Raw genomic sequence first — 15,552 nt, forward strand, 5'->3', positions numbered from 1 at the left:
GCTCCCGCATCCGGAGCCTTCGACGCGGTGATGGGACACCTGCAGCAGGTCCTCCCCGCGGTGGAGTCGCTAATGGCTTCGGCCGCCCACCTCGCCGACTGGGGCGTTGACCTTGCCGGGCGGCTCATGGCCGGCCAGCGCCTGCTCGCGGCGGGCAACGGCGGATCGGCGGCGGAAGCGCAGCACCTCACCGCGGAGCTGGTGGGCAGGTTCGACGGTGACCGTGAGCCGTTCTCCGCGATCTCCCTGCACGCGGAGTCCTCCGCAGTCACCGCGATTGCCAATGACTACGGCTACGAGAATATGTTCGCGCGTCAGGTGCAGGGCCACGGGCGGGAGGGCGACGTGCTGATGCTCCTGAGCACCAGCGGAAACAGTCCTAACCTGCTGCGCGCCGCCGAAGCCGCGCGGAAGATCGGCGTCACGAGCTGGGCGCTCACAGGTCCCGGCCCGAACCCGCTCACCGCTCTCTGTGATGACCACGTGGCGGTGGAGGCGCGGTCGGCGAACGCGCAGGAGGGCCACCTCATAGCACTCCACGCCATCTGCAGGGCGTTCGATTCGGAAGTAGCACGCTGCCGGGCAGGGAAGGGGACACCATGAGGATCGTTGTCGTGGGGGATGTGCTCCTCGATGTCGACCTGTCCGGGGACGCCAGCCGGCTGAGCCCGGATGCTCCGGTGCCCGTGGTCGACGTTGCCGCCGCCCGCCGCCGCGCCGGCGGCGCAGGCCTGGTGGCCCGCATGCTCCAGCAGGATGCGCAGGAGGGCCGGCAGGGAACCACGGTTGAACTGGTCACGGTCCTGTCCGACGACGACGCCGCCGCGACCCTGCGCGCGGAGCTCGCCGACATTCCGCTCGTCACCGGACCCTCCGGGGCGCCCACGCCGGTGAAGACGAGGATCCGGGCGGGCGGCCACGCGATCGTAAGGTTCGATGAAGGGTGCGCTGAGGCGCCGGTGCCACCCGTGACCGGTGCGATGCTGCGCGCAGTGGAAAGTGCCGACGTCGTACTGGTGTCCGATTACGGGCGCGGGCTGGCCGCCAATCCTGAGCTACGGGAGCTGCTTGAGCGGATTGCGGGCCGCATCCCGGTGGTGTGGGATCCGCACCCTTCGGGGCCGGATCCCGTTCCGGGAGTTGCCGCCGTGACGCCGAACCTCAGTGAGGCGCTCAAGGCTGCGGGAGCAGCTCAAGGCGGCCGGGCCGATACGGTGCGCGAGGCAGCTGACGCCGCAGCGGTCCTGGAACGGCGCTGGCAGAGCAAAGCGGTCATCGTGACGCTGGGTGAGCGCGGCGCCCTCCTGCACCGGCGTGGCGAGGGCGCAGAATTGCCGCACCTGGTGCCGGCACCCGCTATCGGCGCTGCGGACCCATGCGGAGCCGGCGACCGGTTCTGCGCCACGCTGGCGTTGGCACTCGGTGCAGGAGCGGGAATCGAGGAGGCAACACAGACGGCAGTCCAGCGCGCCGCCGGGTTCCTCAGCCGCGGCGGGGTCTCCGCCCTCGGGCAGGAGCCGGAGCCGACGCAGCTCCACGGTCCCGCTGTCGACGCACTCCGCGTGGCCCGCGAAACCCGGGAAGCCAGCGGCACGGTGGTGGCGACGGGCGGATGCTTCGACCTGCTGCACGCAGGACATGCCCGTACGCTGTCCGCGGCGCGCCGCCTGGGGGACTGCCTGATCGTCTGCCTGAATTCGGATGAGTCCGTCCGCCGGCTCAAGGGCGCGCAACGACCGATCATGGGCGAGGACGACCGCGCGGAACTGCTGGGCGCCCTCGAGTGCGTTGACGCAGTCTTCGTTTTCGGTGAGGACACACCGGAAGAGGCGCTCGCTGTGCTGCGCCCTGACATCTGGGTGAAGGGCGGCGACTACTCCGCTGCGGAGCTGCCCGAATCTGCGCTCCTGCGCTCGTGGGGCGGGCAAACCGTCACCGTCCCCTATATACCTGCACGATCAACCACGTCACTGGCCGCGGCGCTCGCCGAGGTTGGATAGCACTGGAAAGACCACAGAGAGGACACCATGTCTGTTCCTGAAAGCAACAGCACCTTCAACCCGGGCCGCGTACTGGTCACCGGTGGAGCATCCGGACTCGGAGCGGCGGTTGTTGCCCGCGTGCTCGACTCCGGCGGCACTCCCATCGTGCTGGACCGTGACATCAGCAATGTCTCCGCTGTGAAAGCGCTGGAGGTCGATGTCGCAGACCGTGAGGCGGTGACCGGCGCCGTGCGGCAGGCGGCCGATACGCTCGGTGGCCTGGACGCCGTCGTCACCGCAGCGGGCATAGACCGCTGCGGCCGCCTGGAGGACGTGGCGGCCGCGGAATGGGAAAAGGTGCTGGCGGTCAATCTCACCGGGACGGTGTCCACCGTCCGTGCGGCGCTGCCCTACCTGAAGACGAGCCACGGGCGCGTGGTCACCATCGCCTCGACGCTGGGCATCCGCGCCGTCGCGGACGCAACCGCCTACTGTGCCTCGAAGTTCGGTGTGGTGGGTTTCAGTCATGCACTGGCTGCCGAAATGGCAGGCGAGGTGGGAGTCACCACCATGATCCCGGGTGGCATGGAGACCAAGTTCTTCGATGACCGCGATGAGAAGTACAAGCCGCAGGACAACTCGCGGCTCAACAACCCGGCGCGGGTGGCGGACGCAATCCTGTTCGCGCTGTCACAGCCGCGGGGCTGCGAAGTCCGGCAGATGCTTATCTGCCACGAAGAAGAGGGGTCGTGGCCGTGAGGTCGCAGACGTCGTCGTAAACGGCTTCGGGCTGGATCTGCCGGACGAACGAGTCATCATGCTCGCACCGTTCAGCGGTCCAGCCCACCTGCGTGACGTCAACGCCGCACACAGCGCACCGTGTGGTCCACGCCGGGTGGACGCGATGCAGTATGCGACCCATGGCTCCGGCGCTGATGACATTGCCAACCCAAAAGATCCCGACGGTCGGCGTCCCCACCGCCTGGGCCAGGTGCCGCGGTCCGCTGTCATTACCGACGACGACGGTCGCCACCGACAGCACGCCCGTCAGTTCGCTGAGGGAAAGGTCGCCTGCAAGGGACCGGATACGGGCTGTATCCGTCCCTGTTGCGGACTTTTCCTTCGCCATCCGGACGATTTCCGCTGCCAGGGGAGCATCGCCGTCGTCGCCCACGATCAGCACGTCACTGCCGTCCCGTGCCGCCCACGCTGCAACCGTGGCAAATGACGACGCCGGCCACCGCCTCCGCGGATCGGTGGCACCGGGATGCATCACCAGGCGCGGCCGGGTTCCGGCGCCCGTGATCCGGCGTCCGGCAGCCGTTTCTTCCTCGGTGACTGTCAGCTGCGGTTCGAGGCAGACCGGCGCAGCTCCTGCCAGGCCCACCACTTCAAGCGAACGCAGGAACTCGTTCTGGTAGTAGATGTAGGGCGAGTTGCGCTCCAGCTGGACGGCGTCCGGCGTCCGGGTTCCGACGGTATGCCGTGCACCCAGTTTCAGGAGGAACGGGTTGGAGTTGCGGCCGCCGCCGTGAATCTGGACGGCAAGATCAAAACTGCGGGAGCGCATGGATGCGAAGAAATCGGCGGTCGCCTTCCCGTTTTCAGGCCCGGGGCGGACTCCGGAGGCGTAGGGAAGGACTTCCACCTCGGATACCGGACCAGGCCTGTTCCGAAGGAGCTCGGCGTGCAGCGGAACGCCGAGCAGGGTGATGGAGGCTTCCGGGTACGCTGCGGACAGGGCGCTGAGAGCAGGGTAGGCGAACATCAGGTCGCCCAGGCCCCCGCCCCGAAGGACGGCAATCCGCTCAACGTCGGGGAACGTGTCCAGAAGAGGGCCGACACCGGAGCCCATTGCGGCGGATTGCCGTTTCGCTGCCAGGCTGTTGGACATTGTCACCTCGGAGTAGGAGCTTTACTCGATCTCGTCGTCACCGTCGGTCAGGTCTGCGATCAGCGCTGTGGAGGCGCAGTCACGGATGCCGTTGATCCCGGACACCGCTGTGGGTTTGTCGTTGTACGGCTCGCTGGTCATCAGGGTTGCGCCGTCGTCTCCGGTCAGCCGGAACCGGTAACGCTGTGCATCATCGAAGTAGAGCTCGAACTTGCCTGCCATTTCAAGACTCCTTCGTTTTGCGGTATCTGGGCGTGTACTCATCGTAGATTATCAGCCTGCTTAGCAAGACGGATGCTGACAAGCATCGACAAGGCGAAAGTGCTAAGCATACTGTTGATTGACGGCGGGTGATCCGCCCCGAATCTCGAGCGGAAAGAGACTGGTCATGGCAAAGCACAAGCTCTGGGCAATGGCGGCTGCGGCGGGAATCAGCGCCGTACTGCTCACCGGATGTGACGATCCGGGCGGCGGAGATTCGCCGGAAGAAGTTGAAGAAACCGAGTTCGACGACAACAACGGTATTGACGATGACCTTGAGGATGGCGCGGACGGAGACGAAGGCCCATCAGGCGTAGCTACAGAACCTTCGGAGTGATAACCCATGACGCACAGCAATTCGCCACGGCATGAAGATCTTCCCCTGCCGGACTATGACCATCTCCCGCTGGGCACCCTGCCCACACGTATCAACGGACTCGATGAGGAAGCTCTATCCCAGCTTCTGGCGTATGAACGTGCGCATGGGGACAGGCTTGCCGTTGTGCAGGTCCTTGAGCACAGGCTGGACGCACTGCGCAACGGCGCTGTACCAAGCGGACCGGAGAATCCTGACACTCCGGAGAGGACCAGCAGCAGGAGCGGTTCGCCCGTGAGTCCGGAAACCTCAGGCCCGCCGGTGAACCCGCCGTCGCAGGGAGTGCCCACCAACCCGGCCCAGCCGCGCTGATTTCAAGGAGTTGATTCCATGACCGCTGACGCCAGCTCCGAACCGATAAGGTCCGATCCTGCCGAGACGCAGGAAGAGACCGTCGAAGCGGTTGCAGAGGACGTCCGCTCCGAAATCCGGCTCGGTCATGTGGAGGATGACGTGACCCATGTGCTGGAGGAAAGGCTGGACGAGGCCGGAGTGCACCTGCGGCCGGAGAAGGTCGATGATCTCGCCGAAGACATCGAGAATGATGCCTCCACGTAGCTGCACGACTGAAGAGCTCAATGACGGCGGTTGATCGATGGGTGCCTCACCAGCGGCTATGATCCAACGTGTATGTATGTTAGGTCACAACCGCTGGGGGACCCTCAGATCGGAGCGTTATGAATTCCGTCGTGCTTGCGCTGGTTGGCGTCACCATGATGATCCTCGGGTACTTCCTGTACTCGCGGTTCCTAGGCCGCCGCATTTATAAGCTGCAGGAGTCTTTCGTGACTCCTGCCCATGAGCTGAACGACGGGGTTGATTACGTACCCACGAACAAATTCGTTCTCTGGGGTCACCACTTCACCTCGGTGGCCGGAGCGGCGCCCATCGTAGGCCCCGCCATCGCCGTGATCTGGGGGTGGCTGCCCGCCTTCCTCTGGGTGACTATAGGCACGGTCTTCTTCGCCGGCGCCCATGATCTCGGTTCGCTGTGGGCCTCCGCGCGACACAAGGGCAAGTCCATCGGTTCGCTCTCCGGACAGTACATCGGACCGCGCGGGCGCAACCTGTTCCTCGTGATCATCTTCCTGGTTCTGCTCATGGTCAACGCCGCGTTCGCTGTGGTGATCTCCGGCCTGCTCACCAGCACCCCTACCGCTGTCATACCCACCTGGGGCGCGATCGTCGTGGCCCTCTTCATCGGCCAGGCCATCTACCGCTACAAGTGGAACCTTCCGACGGTCTCCGTGATCGGCGTCGTCGCCCTCTACGCGCTGATCCTGGTCGGGGACCGGTTCCCGGTTATCCTGCCGGAGACAATCCTTGGACTCTCCGCCAACTCCTTCTGGATTGTGGTCCTGTTCCTTTACGCCGGAGTGGCCTCGGTCCTTCCCGTATGGATGCTCCTGCAGCCGCGTGATTACATCAACGGTCTTCAACTGTTCATCGCTCTGGGCATCCTCTACGGGGCAGTCATCATCTCCTCCCCGTCACTGGTGGCTCCCGCGTTCAACGATGCTGTGCCTGAGGGCACGCCGGGTATCGTCCCGCTCTTGTTCGTCACTATTGCCTGTGGTGCGATTTCCGGATTCCACGGAATTGTCTCCTCGGGTACGTCCTCCAAGCAGCTGGACAAGGAGACTGACGCACGCTTCGTGGGCTACTTCGGTGCGGTGGGCGAAGGCCTGCTGGCACTGGGTGCGATCATTGCAACGACGGCGGGTTTCCGTACCATCGCCGAGTGGGAACAGGTCTACAGTGCCTTCGGTCAGGGCGGCGTGGGCGCTTTCGTCGAGGGCGGCGGAGCGATCGTCAACAGCGGCCTCGGCATCCCCGCCGGTCTCAGCGCCACCATACTTGCAACCATGGCCGTCCTCTTCGCGGCCACCACCATGGACACCGGTATTCGATTGCAGCGCTTCGTGGTTCAGGAAGCGGCGAGCATCATCGGCGTCAACCTCAATAAGATGGTGGCCACGGTGATCGTCCTTGCCATTGCGATGGGCCTGACCTTCGGTGCCGGCGCGGACGGTGCAGGCGGCATGCTGATCTGGCCGCTGTTCGGCACCACCAACCAGTTGCTGGCCGGTCTCACGTTGTCCATGGTTGCTGTTATTCTCCTGCGCAAGGGCCGCCCTGTAACCCCCATCCTCGTGCCGCTTGTGTTCCTGCTGGTGATGTCCGTCTACGCGCTCATCGTACAAATGGGACAGTTCTACGCGGCGGAGAATTGGCTGCTCCTCGGCCTTGACGTCATCATTCTGGTTGCGGCGGTCTGGGTGATTTTCGAGTCTGCGATCGCGATGTCGCGGGCAAAGAAGAACCCGCCGGAGCTCGAGGATGACGAGCGCCGGCGTACCAGCGCCCGTACGCGCTCCTGACAGTGGCCCCCCGCACGCTCCTGCGCCGCCTGCACAACACGTGGGGTCAGGTGGGCGCAGGACTGCTTGAGTTCTATTCGGCGCCATACCGGCGCACCTTTGCCCGCGCGCAGCGGGACGAGGAGGACCTCTTCATGATGCTGGTCCTCTCGGAGGCGCTGGGTGTTCCCAACCCGGCGAGCTACTACACAGTGGAGCTGCTGCCCGTGGTCTATGACCGGTTCCACGACTGGCATCGAAGGATGGGTCTCGAACGTTCGCCCTTGGACAACATCTCGTGCTGTTAGACCTAGCTGCTGCCCGCAGGGTGCTCTTCGTGGGAGGGAAGGGCGGAGTCGGCAAGACGGCCGTGGCCTCAGCTACTGCCCTGGCGCAGGCGCGGGCGGGGCAGCGGGTGCTGGTGGTCTCCACGGATCCCGCGCACAATCTCGGCCACGTGTGGGAGCGCACCGTAGGGGACCGTATCACTCCGCTCGCCCAGGGCCTGGACGGGATCGAGGTGGACCCGCTCGCCACCACGGAGGCTCACCTCGCGGCCGTCGGTGCAACCATTCGCCGGCTCATGCCCGAGCATCTGGCCGGGGAGGTTGACAAGCACATGCGGCTCGCGCGGGACTCCCCGGGTGCCCACGAGTCAGCGGTACTGGAGCGCATCGCGGAGCTGGTGGAGCTGGGGCTGCGCGAGTATGACCTCGTCGTGTTTGACACAGCACCGTCAGGACACACTGCCCGCCTGATGGCGCTGCCCGAAATCATGTCCGCCTGGACCGAAGGATTATTGCGTCGCCGTGGGCGGTCCGAGAGCTTCGGTGCTGCCCTCCGCGGCCTCAAGGACGAGGGTACAGCCGAGGACATCGTGGGCACCGAGCGCTCCCGGGATCCGGCCGAGGAGCGCGATCTGGAGATCCGCCGCGTTCTGTTGCGCCGCCGCGAGCGTTTCGAGTCCCTGCGGTCGGTACTCGTCGACGAGCAGCGCTGCGCGTTCGTGATTGTCCTCGCCGCCGAACGGCTGCCCGTCCTTGAGACTGTGGAGTTGCACGAGCAACTGATCAGCGCGGGCGTTCATGTTGGCGCGCTGGTGGTCAACAAGCGATCGCCCGCCAACGCCGGCGGCTTCCTTGCCGAGCGGCGCAGGCTCGAAGATGTGCACCTGAGCACCCTGCGCGGGTCATTGCCGGACGTCCCGCTGCTGCAGGTGCCGCTGTTACCCGGTGACGTTGTGGGAGAGGATGCGCTCGGTCGGTTCGGTGCGGCGCTTGCCCGCGCGGATGTGGGCACCACCCCATCCTGATCCTGCTTCCCTGGGATCGTGGGCGTCAGCCTTCTTCTTCGTCCCGGCATGATTCAAAAGCGTTTTGTCCGGGGCCGTGTGAACCGGCGTCGGGATGGGTACTTCCCTGGCACCAAGCAACGGCTGCGAGACGAAGGAGCGCAATGACGAGCGATCCCCAGACCATGATGCGCGGCAGCGCCGCCGCCCAGGATTCCATCCTGACCATCTGTGACCCACGCGACGGCAGCGAAGTGGGAACCCTCGAAAGCGCCGGGCGTGAACAGGTTGCGCTCGCCGTCCAGCTCGCCAGGGCCGTGTCTCCGGAGTGGGCCGCGACGGCGCCCGCCGAGCGGGCAACCATGGTCCGGGCCGCAGCAGGTGCGCTGCGTGCGGGGGCGGATCGGTTGGCAGACCTGAACAGCAGGGAAACCGGACGGCCGCGCGGGGAAGCACATGCGGGCATCGAGGCGGGAGCATCGACCCTTGAGCAGTACGCCGAGCTGGGGCCGCTGCATCGAGGACACAGCCTGCGCGGGTCAGCACTCGCCTCTGATTACACCGTCACCGAGCCTCGCGGCGTGGCGGTGCTGCTCACTCCCTGGAATGATCCGGTTGCCGTTGCTGCCGGACTGCTCGGTGCAGCCCTGGTCACCGGGAACACCGTCCTCCACAAGCCCAGCGAACGTTGCCCGCATCTGGGCCAACTGCTCGGTGAGCTTCTGTCACCCTGCTTTCCCGCTGGCGTACTGACCACCCTGACCGGAGGGCCGGACGTCGGATCGATGCTTACCTCGGAGGACGGCGTTGACGTCTACGCCCACGTTGGCTCCAGCGCTACCGGCGCCCGGATTGCGCGTGCTGCGGTGCTCACCGGCGCACACGTGCTCCGTGAAAACGGCGGCAATGACCCGCTGCTGATTGACGACGACGTGGATCCGGCCTGGGCAGCGGAGCAAGCCGCTATCGGCGCGTTCAGTAACAGCGGACAGATCTGCACGGCCGTCGAGCGCATCTACGTTGTGGACGCGATCGCAGACGATTTCTGTGCCGCGCTGATCACTGAAGCACGAAGGCGCAACGAGTCCGGAACCATTGCACCGCTCGTTGACCGCCGCCTGCGCGATGCTGTTCACACACAGGTGCAGGCAGCAGTCGATGAAGGAGCCGAAACGGCGGAAGGCGGCGCGATCCCGGATGGACCCGGAACCCACTACCCGGCGACGGTCCTGCTGAACTGCAGTGACCGGATGGACGTCATGACGGAGGAGACCTTCGGTCCCGTGGCTCCCGTTGTGCGCGTGGGAAGCTTCGACGAGGGACTTAATCTCGCCGCTGCCGGGAGGTATGGCCTGGCGGCGAATGTCCTGACCGCCCGTATCGCCCACGCGCAGAAGGCCGTTGCTGCGTTTCCAGTCGGAACGGTCAAGGTCAATGCAGTCTTCGGCGGCGCTCCGGGCGGTTCGGCACAGCCGCGCGGTGAGAGCGGCCAGGGCTTCGGCTATGGGCCGGAACTGCTCGACGAGTTCTCCACGGTGAAGGTAGTGCACATCGAGGCGCCCGGAAAGTCAGCCCGATCATGACGGCACTGCCGGAGACCCGCGGCCTTACCGAGTGGGTGCCTCTCGAGCTTGCCCGTGTGGCACCTGTCGTGACCGTGGTCGGTGACGTGATCCTGGACGGCTGGTGGACGGGCACCATTGAGCGGTTTTGCCGTGAGGCTCCCGCACCCGTGGTCGACGTGCAGCGCCGCGACTACGCTCCTGGCGGCGCAGCCAACACAGCCATGAACCTTGCTGCTCTCGGCGCCAGTGTGCGTCTGGTCGGCCTGGTGGGAACCGACGACGCCGGAGCCCGCCTGCGCGCGCTGCTGGAGGACGCGGGGGTGGACACCTCCGGACTGATCGCAGTGCCCGGCGTTCACACGACCACCAAGAACCGCATTATCGGTGGTGACCAGGTGATGCTGCGGCTTGACGAACAGGACGGCGAACCGCCCGGGGATTCCGTGGCAGCGCTGGCAGCGGCGGTTCCCACCGCGCTGCAGGGGAGTGCCGCCGTCGTCGTCTGTGATTATGGCTCCGGAGCGCTGGGCGCAGCTGTGCAGGGGGCGCTGCGGGAGCACATCGGCGGCGCGCTCGCCGTGGTGGATGCGCATGACCCGCGGCCCTGGGCGGACCTGTCGCCGGCCATCGTAACGCCGAACGCACAGGAGGCGGCGCGGCTGCTGGGCACCACCTTCCCGTCCACCGCTGCGGAAGAACGGGTGGCACTGGTCACCGAACGCCGGGAAGAGTTGTTCGCGGCGACGGGGGCGGGCGCCGTCGTTGTAACGCTGGACCGGGACGGCACGGTGCTGCTGTCTGCGGAAGGTCAGGCGCACCGGACGTGGGCGCGGCCAGCCTCGGAGAAACAGGCCTCCGGTGCGGGAGATACGTTCGTTGCCTGCCTGACGGCGGCGCGGGCAGCGGGAATGCCGATGACCGCAGCGCTGGATTTGGCGCAGGCTGCGGCAGACGTTGTGGTGGGAAGGGCCGGCACATCGGTGTGCTCAACCGCCGATCTTGCGCAGTACCTGGGCGGTCTGTCCTCGGCAACCCTGCCGCTTGATGAACTGCTGCGGCGGGCGGAGGCAGAGCGGGAACAGGGCCGGCGGATTGTGTTGACGAATGGATGTTTCGACGTGCTGCACCGTGGCCACACGCGTTATCTGACGCAGGCCAAGCAGTTGGGGGACGTGCTGGTGGTGGCCCTCAACGATGACGACTCGGTGCGACGTCTGAAGGGACCGGACCGGCCCATCAATTCCCTGGCTGACCGCGCGGGGGTCATTGCGGCGCTCAGCTGTGTCGACTATGTGACCGCTTTCGATACCGACACCCCGGTGCCGCTCATTGAGGTGCTGCGGCCGGACATCTATGCGAAGGGCGGGGACTATTCGTCCCAGATGCTGGAGGAGGCGCCGGTGGTGGAGCGCTGCGGAGGCGTGGTGCGCATTCTCGACTACGTTCCCGAGCGTTCGACGACGGCGATGGTTGAGAAGATCCGCACCACTCCTACTGCTGCACCATGAGCCGCCGCTGGTCGGGGGAGTGGGGGCGGCCGGCTCCTTCCGTGGATCCCGAGCTGGACGTGTTGATTCCGTCCTACGGGCGGGCGCCCGAGCTGGCCGCCACGCTTTCGGGGCTGGCGGCACAGGATGGCCCCGTTTTCTCGGTGATCCTGAGCGACCAGAGCGACGGCGAACCGGTGTGGGAGGATCCCACGGTGGCCGCGATGGTGCGGGTTCTTCGCGCGCAGGGGCGGTCGGTCGCACTCGATCGGAATCTGCCTCGACGCGGGGTGGCGCAGCAGCGGCATATCCTGCTGGAGCGTTCGAGTGCGCCGCAGGTCCTGTTTCTCGATAACGACGTCTGGCTCGAACCCGGGATGATTGCCCGTATGCACGCCGCGCTGAAGGAAGCGAACTGCGGCTTTGTGGGCGCCGCGGTGCAGGGGCTGTCCTTCCTGGACGACTATCGGGAACACGAGCGTGAACCGCTTGAGCTGTGGGAGCGCGGTGTCCGCCCGGAGCGGGTGCGGCGGGATGACCCGTCCTTCAGCCGGTGGGCGCTGCACAATGCCGCCAATCTCACCCACGCTGCAGCGGAGCTGAACCTCGCACCGGAGGACTGGCGGCTGTACAAGGTGGCCTGGGTAGGAGGATGTGTCCTCTTCAACCGGAAAGCACTGTTGGATTGCGGCGGATTCGAGTTTTGGGACCAGCTGCCGGCTGACCACGCAGGCGAGGATGTTGCCGCGCAGTGGCGAGTCATGGAACGGTACGGCGGCGCAGGAATCCTGCCGTCGGGAGCAGTGCATCTGGAGTCGCCCACAACGGTGCCGGACCGCGAAACTGATGCCGCCGACGTCGTACTCGGTGTTGATGGGGTTTAGTTCTCGCCTACCTCTGACCGATCGCTGCTGTGTTTGAATTGCGGGATGGTTGCTACGGGGGAAATGGTGTCAGCGCCGAAGCTGGCCAGGGGTGACCGTGTGGCGGTCTTGTCGCCCTCGTTTGCGGCACCCGGCTTCGCGCCGGCCATTCATGAGCAGGCAATGAGCCGCTTAGCCGCTGCGACTGGGCTCATTCCCGTGGAGTTCCCCACAACTCGTTTGCTTGGGGCGACAGCTGAAGCTCGTGCTGCAGACCTCAACGCGGCATTCGCCGATACCAGCATTCGTGCCGTTCTGTCGACGATCGGTGGTGACGACCAGATCACCGTCATCCCACTGCTGGATCCAGCTGTTGTGCGTGCTGATCCGAAGATTTTCCTTGGGTACAGCGACAATACGAACCTGCTCAATTGGTTATGGCATCAGGGCGTGGCCGGTTTCTACGGCGGGTCAACTCAGGTACACCTTGGGCCGGGACCTTACATTGACGGAGCCCACCTTGCCTCTTTGAAGGCTGCCCTGATGACGGGCGAGGAGCTGGAGATCGTCGAGCCCGGTGAATCCGAGGACTTTGGACTTGATTGGCGAGACCCTGATGCCCTTGTGGAGTTCGGAGAGCGGGAGCCCACCGAATCTTGGACATGGGCTGGGTCCGAACGCTTGGTATCGGGGCGGACATGGGGTGGTTGCCTGGAGGTCATCGATCAGCTCGCCTTGGCTGATCGTCTACCGCGGGCCGCGGCTCTTCGCGGGTCGATACTGTTGCTGGAGACCAGCGAACTGATCCCTCCTGCTGATTGGGTGAAACGATGGGTTCGGGCACTTGGGGAACGCGGCATCCTCGAAGCAGTTGAAGGGGTTCTGCTTGCCAGGCCTCCCACGAGCGACTTCGGCGATCGCCCTGAGCGGGAGGAACGCGCCGGTCTACGGGCAGCACAGTATGACGCCGTCATCGAGCAGGTGAATTCATACAACCCTCGTGCGGTGGTCTGCGCCGGTGTTCCCTTCGGGCATACGCGACCACAGTGGATCCTGCCGTACGGCGGACGAATCACGATGAACGGGACCACCCGCACAATCAGCGCCCTCTATCGATAGGTTGAAGATGCCGCAGCCCTCCGGCCCATCGAGTCTGGATGCCCCTGCGCGGTTGATGCTGCGGAACCCGCTCCTGACAGACGAGGAGCAGGTGCTCGCTGCTCAGTCAGAGCTGGCGAAGGACGGCTTCAATTTCGCACTCAGCTATCCGGACCATACGTGGGAGCAGTATCTTGACAAGGTTGAGCGTGACCGGGCCGGCGTTGACCTCTCCCCGGGCCGGGTGCCCGCGACGATGCTATTTGCGGCGGTCGGCAACCAGATTGTGGGACGAGTCCACATTCGGCACGAGCTGACCCCGGCGCTGCTCGAGGAGGGTGGCCATATCGGCTACTGTGTGCGGCCGGGAAACCGCCGCCGTGGCTATGCCACCGAGATGCTGCGCCAAGGGCTGGAGGCGGCTCGCAACCTCGGCATCGTGCGGGCACTGGTTACATGCGATGACGACAATTCAGGATCGATCGGCACAATCGAGCGATGTGGTGGCGTTCTGGAGGGCGCAGTGACCGTCGAGGGTTCGGCACCCAAGCGTCGCTATTGGATCGATCTCAACTGAGCGCATGGGTGCGTTGGCAGAAGTGATGTGGTCATCCGGTGGATGCCGGATCGCATCGCGTTGCCTTTTCCGTTAATGACATCGACGAGGCCCTCGAAATCGCTGCCAGGCATGGTTGCCGCACACTGCGCGGCGTGGCAGCATACGCCGATGTCTACATGCTCGCCTACGTCCGCGGCCCCAGCGGCACCATTGTGATGCTCGCCGAGGAACTGCAGAGGAGCTGACCAAGCCCTACTGCAGGGCGTTCTCGCCCGCCCAGGCCTCCGAGTAGAATTCTGGGGAACTCGAGTCGATCAGTTCGGTATAAAGGTCTGGCTCCATTGCCTGCGCTGAATCAGGTGGGAGCACTGAGGCGAAGGCAGACACTCCCAGCCCGGCTGCACGATCCTTCACCGTCAGCCCGGCGGCCTCCAGGATCGTGGGGTACATGCTCAGCTGGTCCAGGCCGGGGCGCAGCTTGCTGCCGTCCTCGCCCGGAATCCAGATCCGATTGAAGATGGTGCGGTTGTCGATGCCTTCCAAGTGCTCGTTGGTGGGGTCGCCGGCGCTCAGCTGCTTGAGGTGGTCACCCATGATCACCACGGCAGTGTCGTCCAGATAGCCTTTCTCTTTCATATGGTCCACGAACCCGGCCACCTGGGTCATGGAGCAGGCAAACACGGAGATGGTTTCGTTCTCCGTGTCCACGTTGCAGTAGTCGTAAATATGCAGCGGCGCGTGTGTGTCCAGCGTCAGCATCGTGAGGTTGAACGGCTGACCGGTTTCCTCCGCCTCTGCGTGCAGAGCGTCGATCTCGTCCTTTGCGTGGGCCATGAGACGTTCGTCGCTCAGGCCCCAGTCGCTGCGGAAATTCGCTTCCGGTTCGCCGGCAGCGCGCCAGTCGGAGAGATCCTTCACCTCTGAGTAGCCATGACCGCTCAGGAAGACGTTTTTCGCAGCGAATGAGGCATTGGCGCCGCCCAGGAAGACACTTTTGTAGCCGTGCTCGTCAAGAATATCGCCCAGACAGATGGACCCGCCCAGGTATGTGCCGACTTCGCCGCCCAGGCTGTTGAGCGCGCCGCTTCCCAGGGCGGAGCCCGTGCCCTTCAGCGGGATGCCGCACTGGGTCGAAACCAGTCCGGCCATTGTCCAGTCGCCACCCTTGGTCTGCTGGAAATCCTCCACGCTTTGCCAGCCGTCCGAGGCATCGGTGGCCTCCTTGAGAGGAGCAAACGCGTCCTTCTCGAAGAGCTGGTCATCCGCGAGGGTGCCCTCTCCGGACTCGAGGTAGATCAAGACCAGGTTGCGCTTGTGCTCGTCGCCGGTGACGGTCGGCTCCACGTAGTAGTCGCCGAGGTCATACGAGGAGTTCGCCGCCTTGATGTAGTCCCACATGCTTACCGTGGTGGCGAAGGACGTGGCACCGCCGACGACCACCGCGGCCACCAGTGCGGTGGAGACGGTGTGCATGATCCACTGCGACCGACGCGGAATGATGACGCCGTTGCGGCGGCGCTTCCGGCGCCGCAAGTATTGCCAAAGGGCGATGCCGACGGTGATCAGCAGTGGCACTATGCCGATTCCCAGGATGCCCATCCAGACGATGACTCCGCCGCCGCCGTCGGTTTCCACAGAGACGAGGTTCAGGAGCATCTGACCCACCGAGATCTCGCCCCAGTAGAAACGGATGCCGACGGCGGCGATCAGCAGCGCGAGCCCCGCCCAGATCAGGACAAGGACAAGGATGCGTCCCATGACGACGCCGACTCTTCGTGTCATGGGAAGAACTGCGCCGAACATTGCACTACCTCGC

General features: G+C 65.2%; 17 protein-coding genes and 1 pseudogene. 15 read left to right on the plus strand and 3 right to left on the minus strand.

The window, feature by feature from the left end:
• Positions 1-30: 30 nt before the first annotated feature.
• The 3 genes from JOD47_RS11300 to JOD47_RS11310 are packed head-to-tail and all read left to right on the plus strand — an operon-like array spanning position 31 to position 2,741.
• Positions 31-603 carry a D-sedoheptulose-7-phosphate isomerase gene (locus JOD47_RS11300; RefSeq protein WP_204536640.1) on the plus strand — a complete coding sequence of 191 codons (573 nt, stop codon included), beginning with the start codon at positions 31-33 and terminating at the stop codon, positions 601-603.
• On the plus strand, positions 600-2,000 hold the full coding sequence (locus JOD47_RS11305) for a PfkB family carbohydrate kinase (RefSeq protein WP_204534361.1): 1,401 nt from the start codon (positions 600-602) through the stop codon (positions 1,998-2,000). Before JOD47_RS11300 ends, JOD47_RS11305 begins: the two co-directional genes overlap by 4 nt.
• Before the next feature lie 27 nt (positions 2,001-2,027).
• Positions 2,028-2,741: an SDR family oxidoreductase gene (locus JOD47_RS11310; protein WP_204534363.1), complete on the plus strand. Its 714-nt coding sequence runs from the start codon at positions 2,028-2,030 to the stop codon at positions 2,739-2,741.
• On the opposite strand, the gene JOD47_RS11315 is transcribed toward JOD47_RS11310, so the two are convergent.
• Both JOD47_RS11315 and JOD47_RS11320 read right to left on the minus strand, forming a co-directional pair.
• A complete protein-coding gene (locus JOD47_RS11315; protein ID WP_204534365.1) occupies positions 2,707-3,876 on the minus strand; it encodes a glycosyltransferase family 9 protein in 1,170 nt (389 codons plus the stop codon). The two genes, JOD47_RS11310 and JOD47_RS11315, sit on opposite strands and share 35 nt — an antisense overlap.
• Positions 3,877-3,897: 21 nt before the next feature.
• Positions 3,898-4,098 carry a YegP family protein gene (locus tag JOD47_RS11320; protein ID WP_204534367.1) on the minus strand — a complete coding sequence of 67 codons (201 nt, stop codon included), beginning with the start codon at positions 4,096-4,098 and terminating at the stop codon, positions 3,898-3,900.
• A 166-nt stretch (positions 4,099-4,264) separates the two neighbouring features.
• On the opposite strand from JOD47_RS11320, the gene JOD47_RS11325 reads away from it, so the two are divergent.
• The 12 genes and pseudogenes from JOD47_RS11325 to JOD47_RS11380 form a co-directional block, all read left to right on the plus strand.
• On the plus strand, positions 4,265-4,474 hold the full coding sequence (locus JOD47_RS11325; protein WP_204534369.1) for a hypothetical protein: 210 nt from the start codon (positions 4,265-4,267) through the stop codon (positions 4,472-4,474).
• 6 nt (positions 4,475-4,480) lie between these two features.
• A complete protein-coding gene (locus tag JOD47_RS11330) occupies positions 4,481-4,825 on the plus strand; it encodes a DUF8129 domain-containing protein (protein ID WP_204534371.1) in 345 nt (114 codons plus the stop codon).
• Between the two features lie 18 nt (positions 4,826-4,843).
• On the plus strand, positions 4,844-5,071 hold the full coding sequence (locus JOD47_RS11335; RefSeq protein WP_204534373.1) for a hypothetical protein: 228 nt from the start codon (positions 4,844-4,846) through the stop codon (positions 5,069-5,071).
• A 119-nt stretch (positions 5,072-5,190) separates the two neighbouring features.
• Entirely contained in the window at positions 5,191-6,894 is a 1,704-nt protein-coding gene (locus tag JOD47_RS11340) for a carbon starvation CstA family protein (RefSeq protein ID WP_204534375.1), read from the plus strand.
• 2 nt (positions 6,895-6,896) lie between these two features.
• Positions 6,897-7,181 (plus strand): cory-CC-star protein, encoded by a 285-nt coding sequence (locus JOD47_RS11345; RefSeq protein WP_307836266.1) that lies wholly within the window; start codon positions 6,897-6,899, stop codon positions 7,179-7,181.
• A complete protein-coding gene (locus tag JOD47_RS11350; RefSeq protein WP_204534377.1) occupies positions 7,172-8,185 on the plus strand; it encodes an ArsA family ATPase in 1,014 nt (337 codons plus the stop codon). Before JOD47_RS11345 ends, JOD47_RS11350 begins: the two co-directional genes overlap by 10 nt.
• A 143-nt stretch (positions 8,186-8,328) precedes the next feature.
• Positions 8,329-9,747, plus strand: a complete 1,419-nt coding sequence (locus JOD47_RS11355; protein WP_204534379.1) for an aldehyde dehydrogenase family protein — start codon at positions 8,329-8,331, stop codon at positions 9,745-9,747.
• Positions 9,744-11,237 carry a D-glycero-beta-D-manno-heptose 1-phosphate adenylyltransferase gene (gene rfaE2 / locus JOD47_RS11360; RefSeq protein ID WP_204534381.1) on the plus strand — a complete coding sequence of 498 codons (1,494 nt, stop codon included), beginning with the start codon at positions 9,744-9,746 and terminating at the stop codon, positions 11,235-11,237. Before JOD47_RS11355 ends, rfaE2 begins: the two co-directional genes overlap by 4 nt.
• Positions 11,234-12,100, plus strand: a complete 867-nt coding sequence (locus tag JOD47_RS11365; RefSeq protein WP_204534383.1) for a glycosyltransferase family A protein — start codon at positions 11,234-11,236, stop codon at positions 12,098-12,100. The genes rfaE2 and JOD47_RS11365 overlap by 4 nt, the downstream gene beginning before the upstream one ends.
• A gap of 45 nt (positions 12,101-12,145) precedes the next feature.
• Positions 12,146-13,198, plus strand: coding sequence for a S66 family peptidase (locus tag JOD47_RS11370; RefSeq protein WP_239548081.1), 1,053 nt, complete (start codon positions 12,146-12,148; stop codon positions 13,196-13,198).
• A gap of 7 nt (positions 13,199-13,205) precedes the next feature.
• Positions 13,206-13,754, plus strand: coding sequence for a GNAT family N-acetyltransferase (locus JOD47_RS11375; protein WP_239548082.1), 549 nt, complete (start codon positions 13,206-13,208; stop codon positions 13,752-13,754).
• A 35-nt stretch (positions 13,755-13,789) separates the two neighbouring features.
• Positions 13,790-13,981 (plus strand): annotated as a pseudogene (locus JOD47_RS11380) (VOC family protein); the annotation flags it as partial.
• A gap of 7 nt (positions 13,982-13,988) precedes the next feature.
• On the opposite strand, the gene JOD47_RS11385 reads toward JOD47_RS11380, so the two are convergent.
• A complete protein-coding gene (locus JOD47_RS11385; protein WP_204534385.1) occupies positions 13,989-15,518 on the minus strand; it encodes an LTA synthase family protein in 1,530 nt (509 codons plus the stop codon).
• Positions 15,519-15,552: the final 34 nt, after the last annotated feature.

Source organism: Arthrobacter tumbae, from assembly GCF_016907495.1.
GTDB lineage: Bacteria > Actinomycetota > Actinomycetes > Actinomycetales > Micrococcaceae > Arthrobacter_D > Arthrobacter_D tumbae.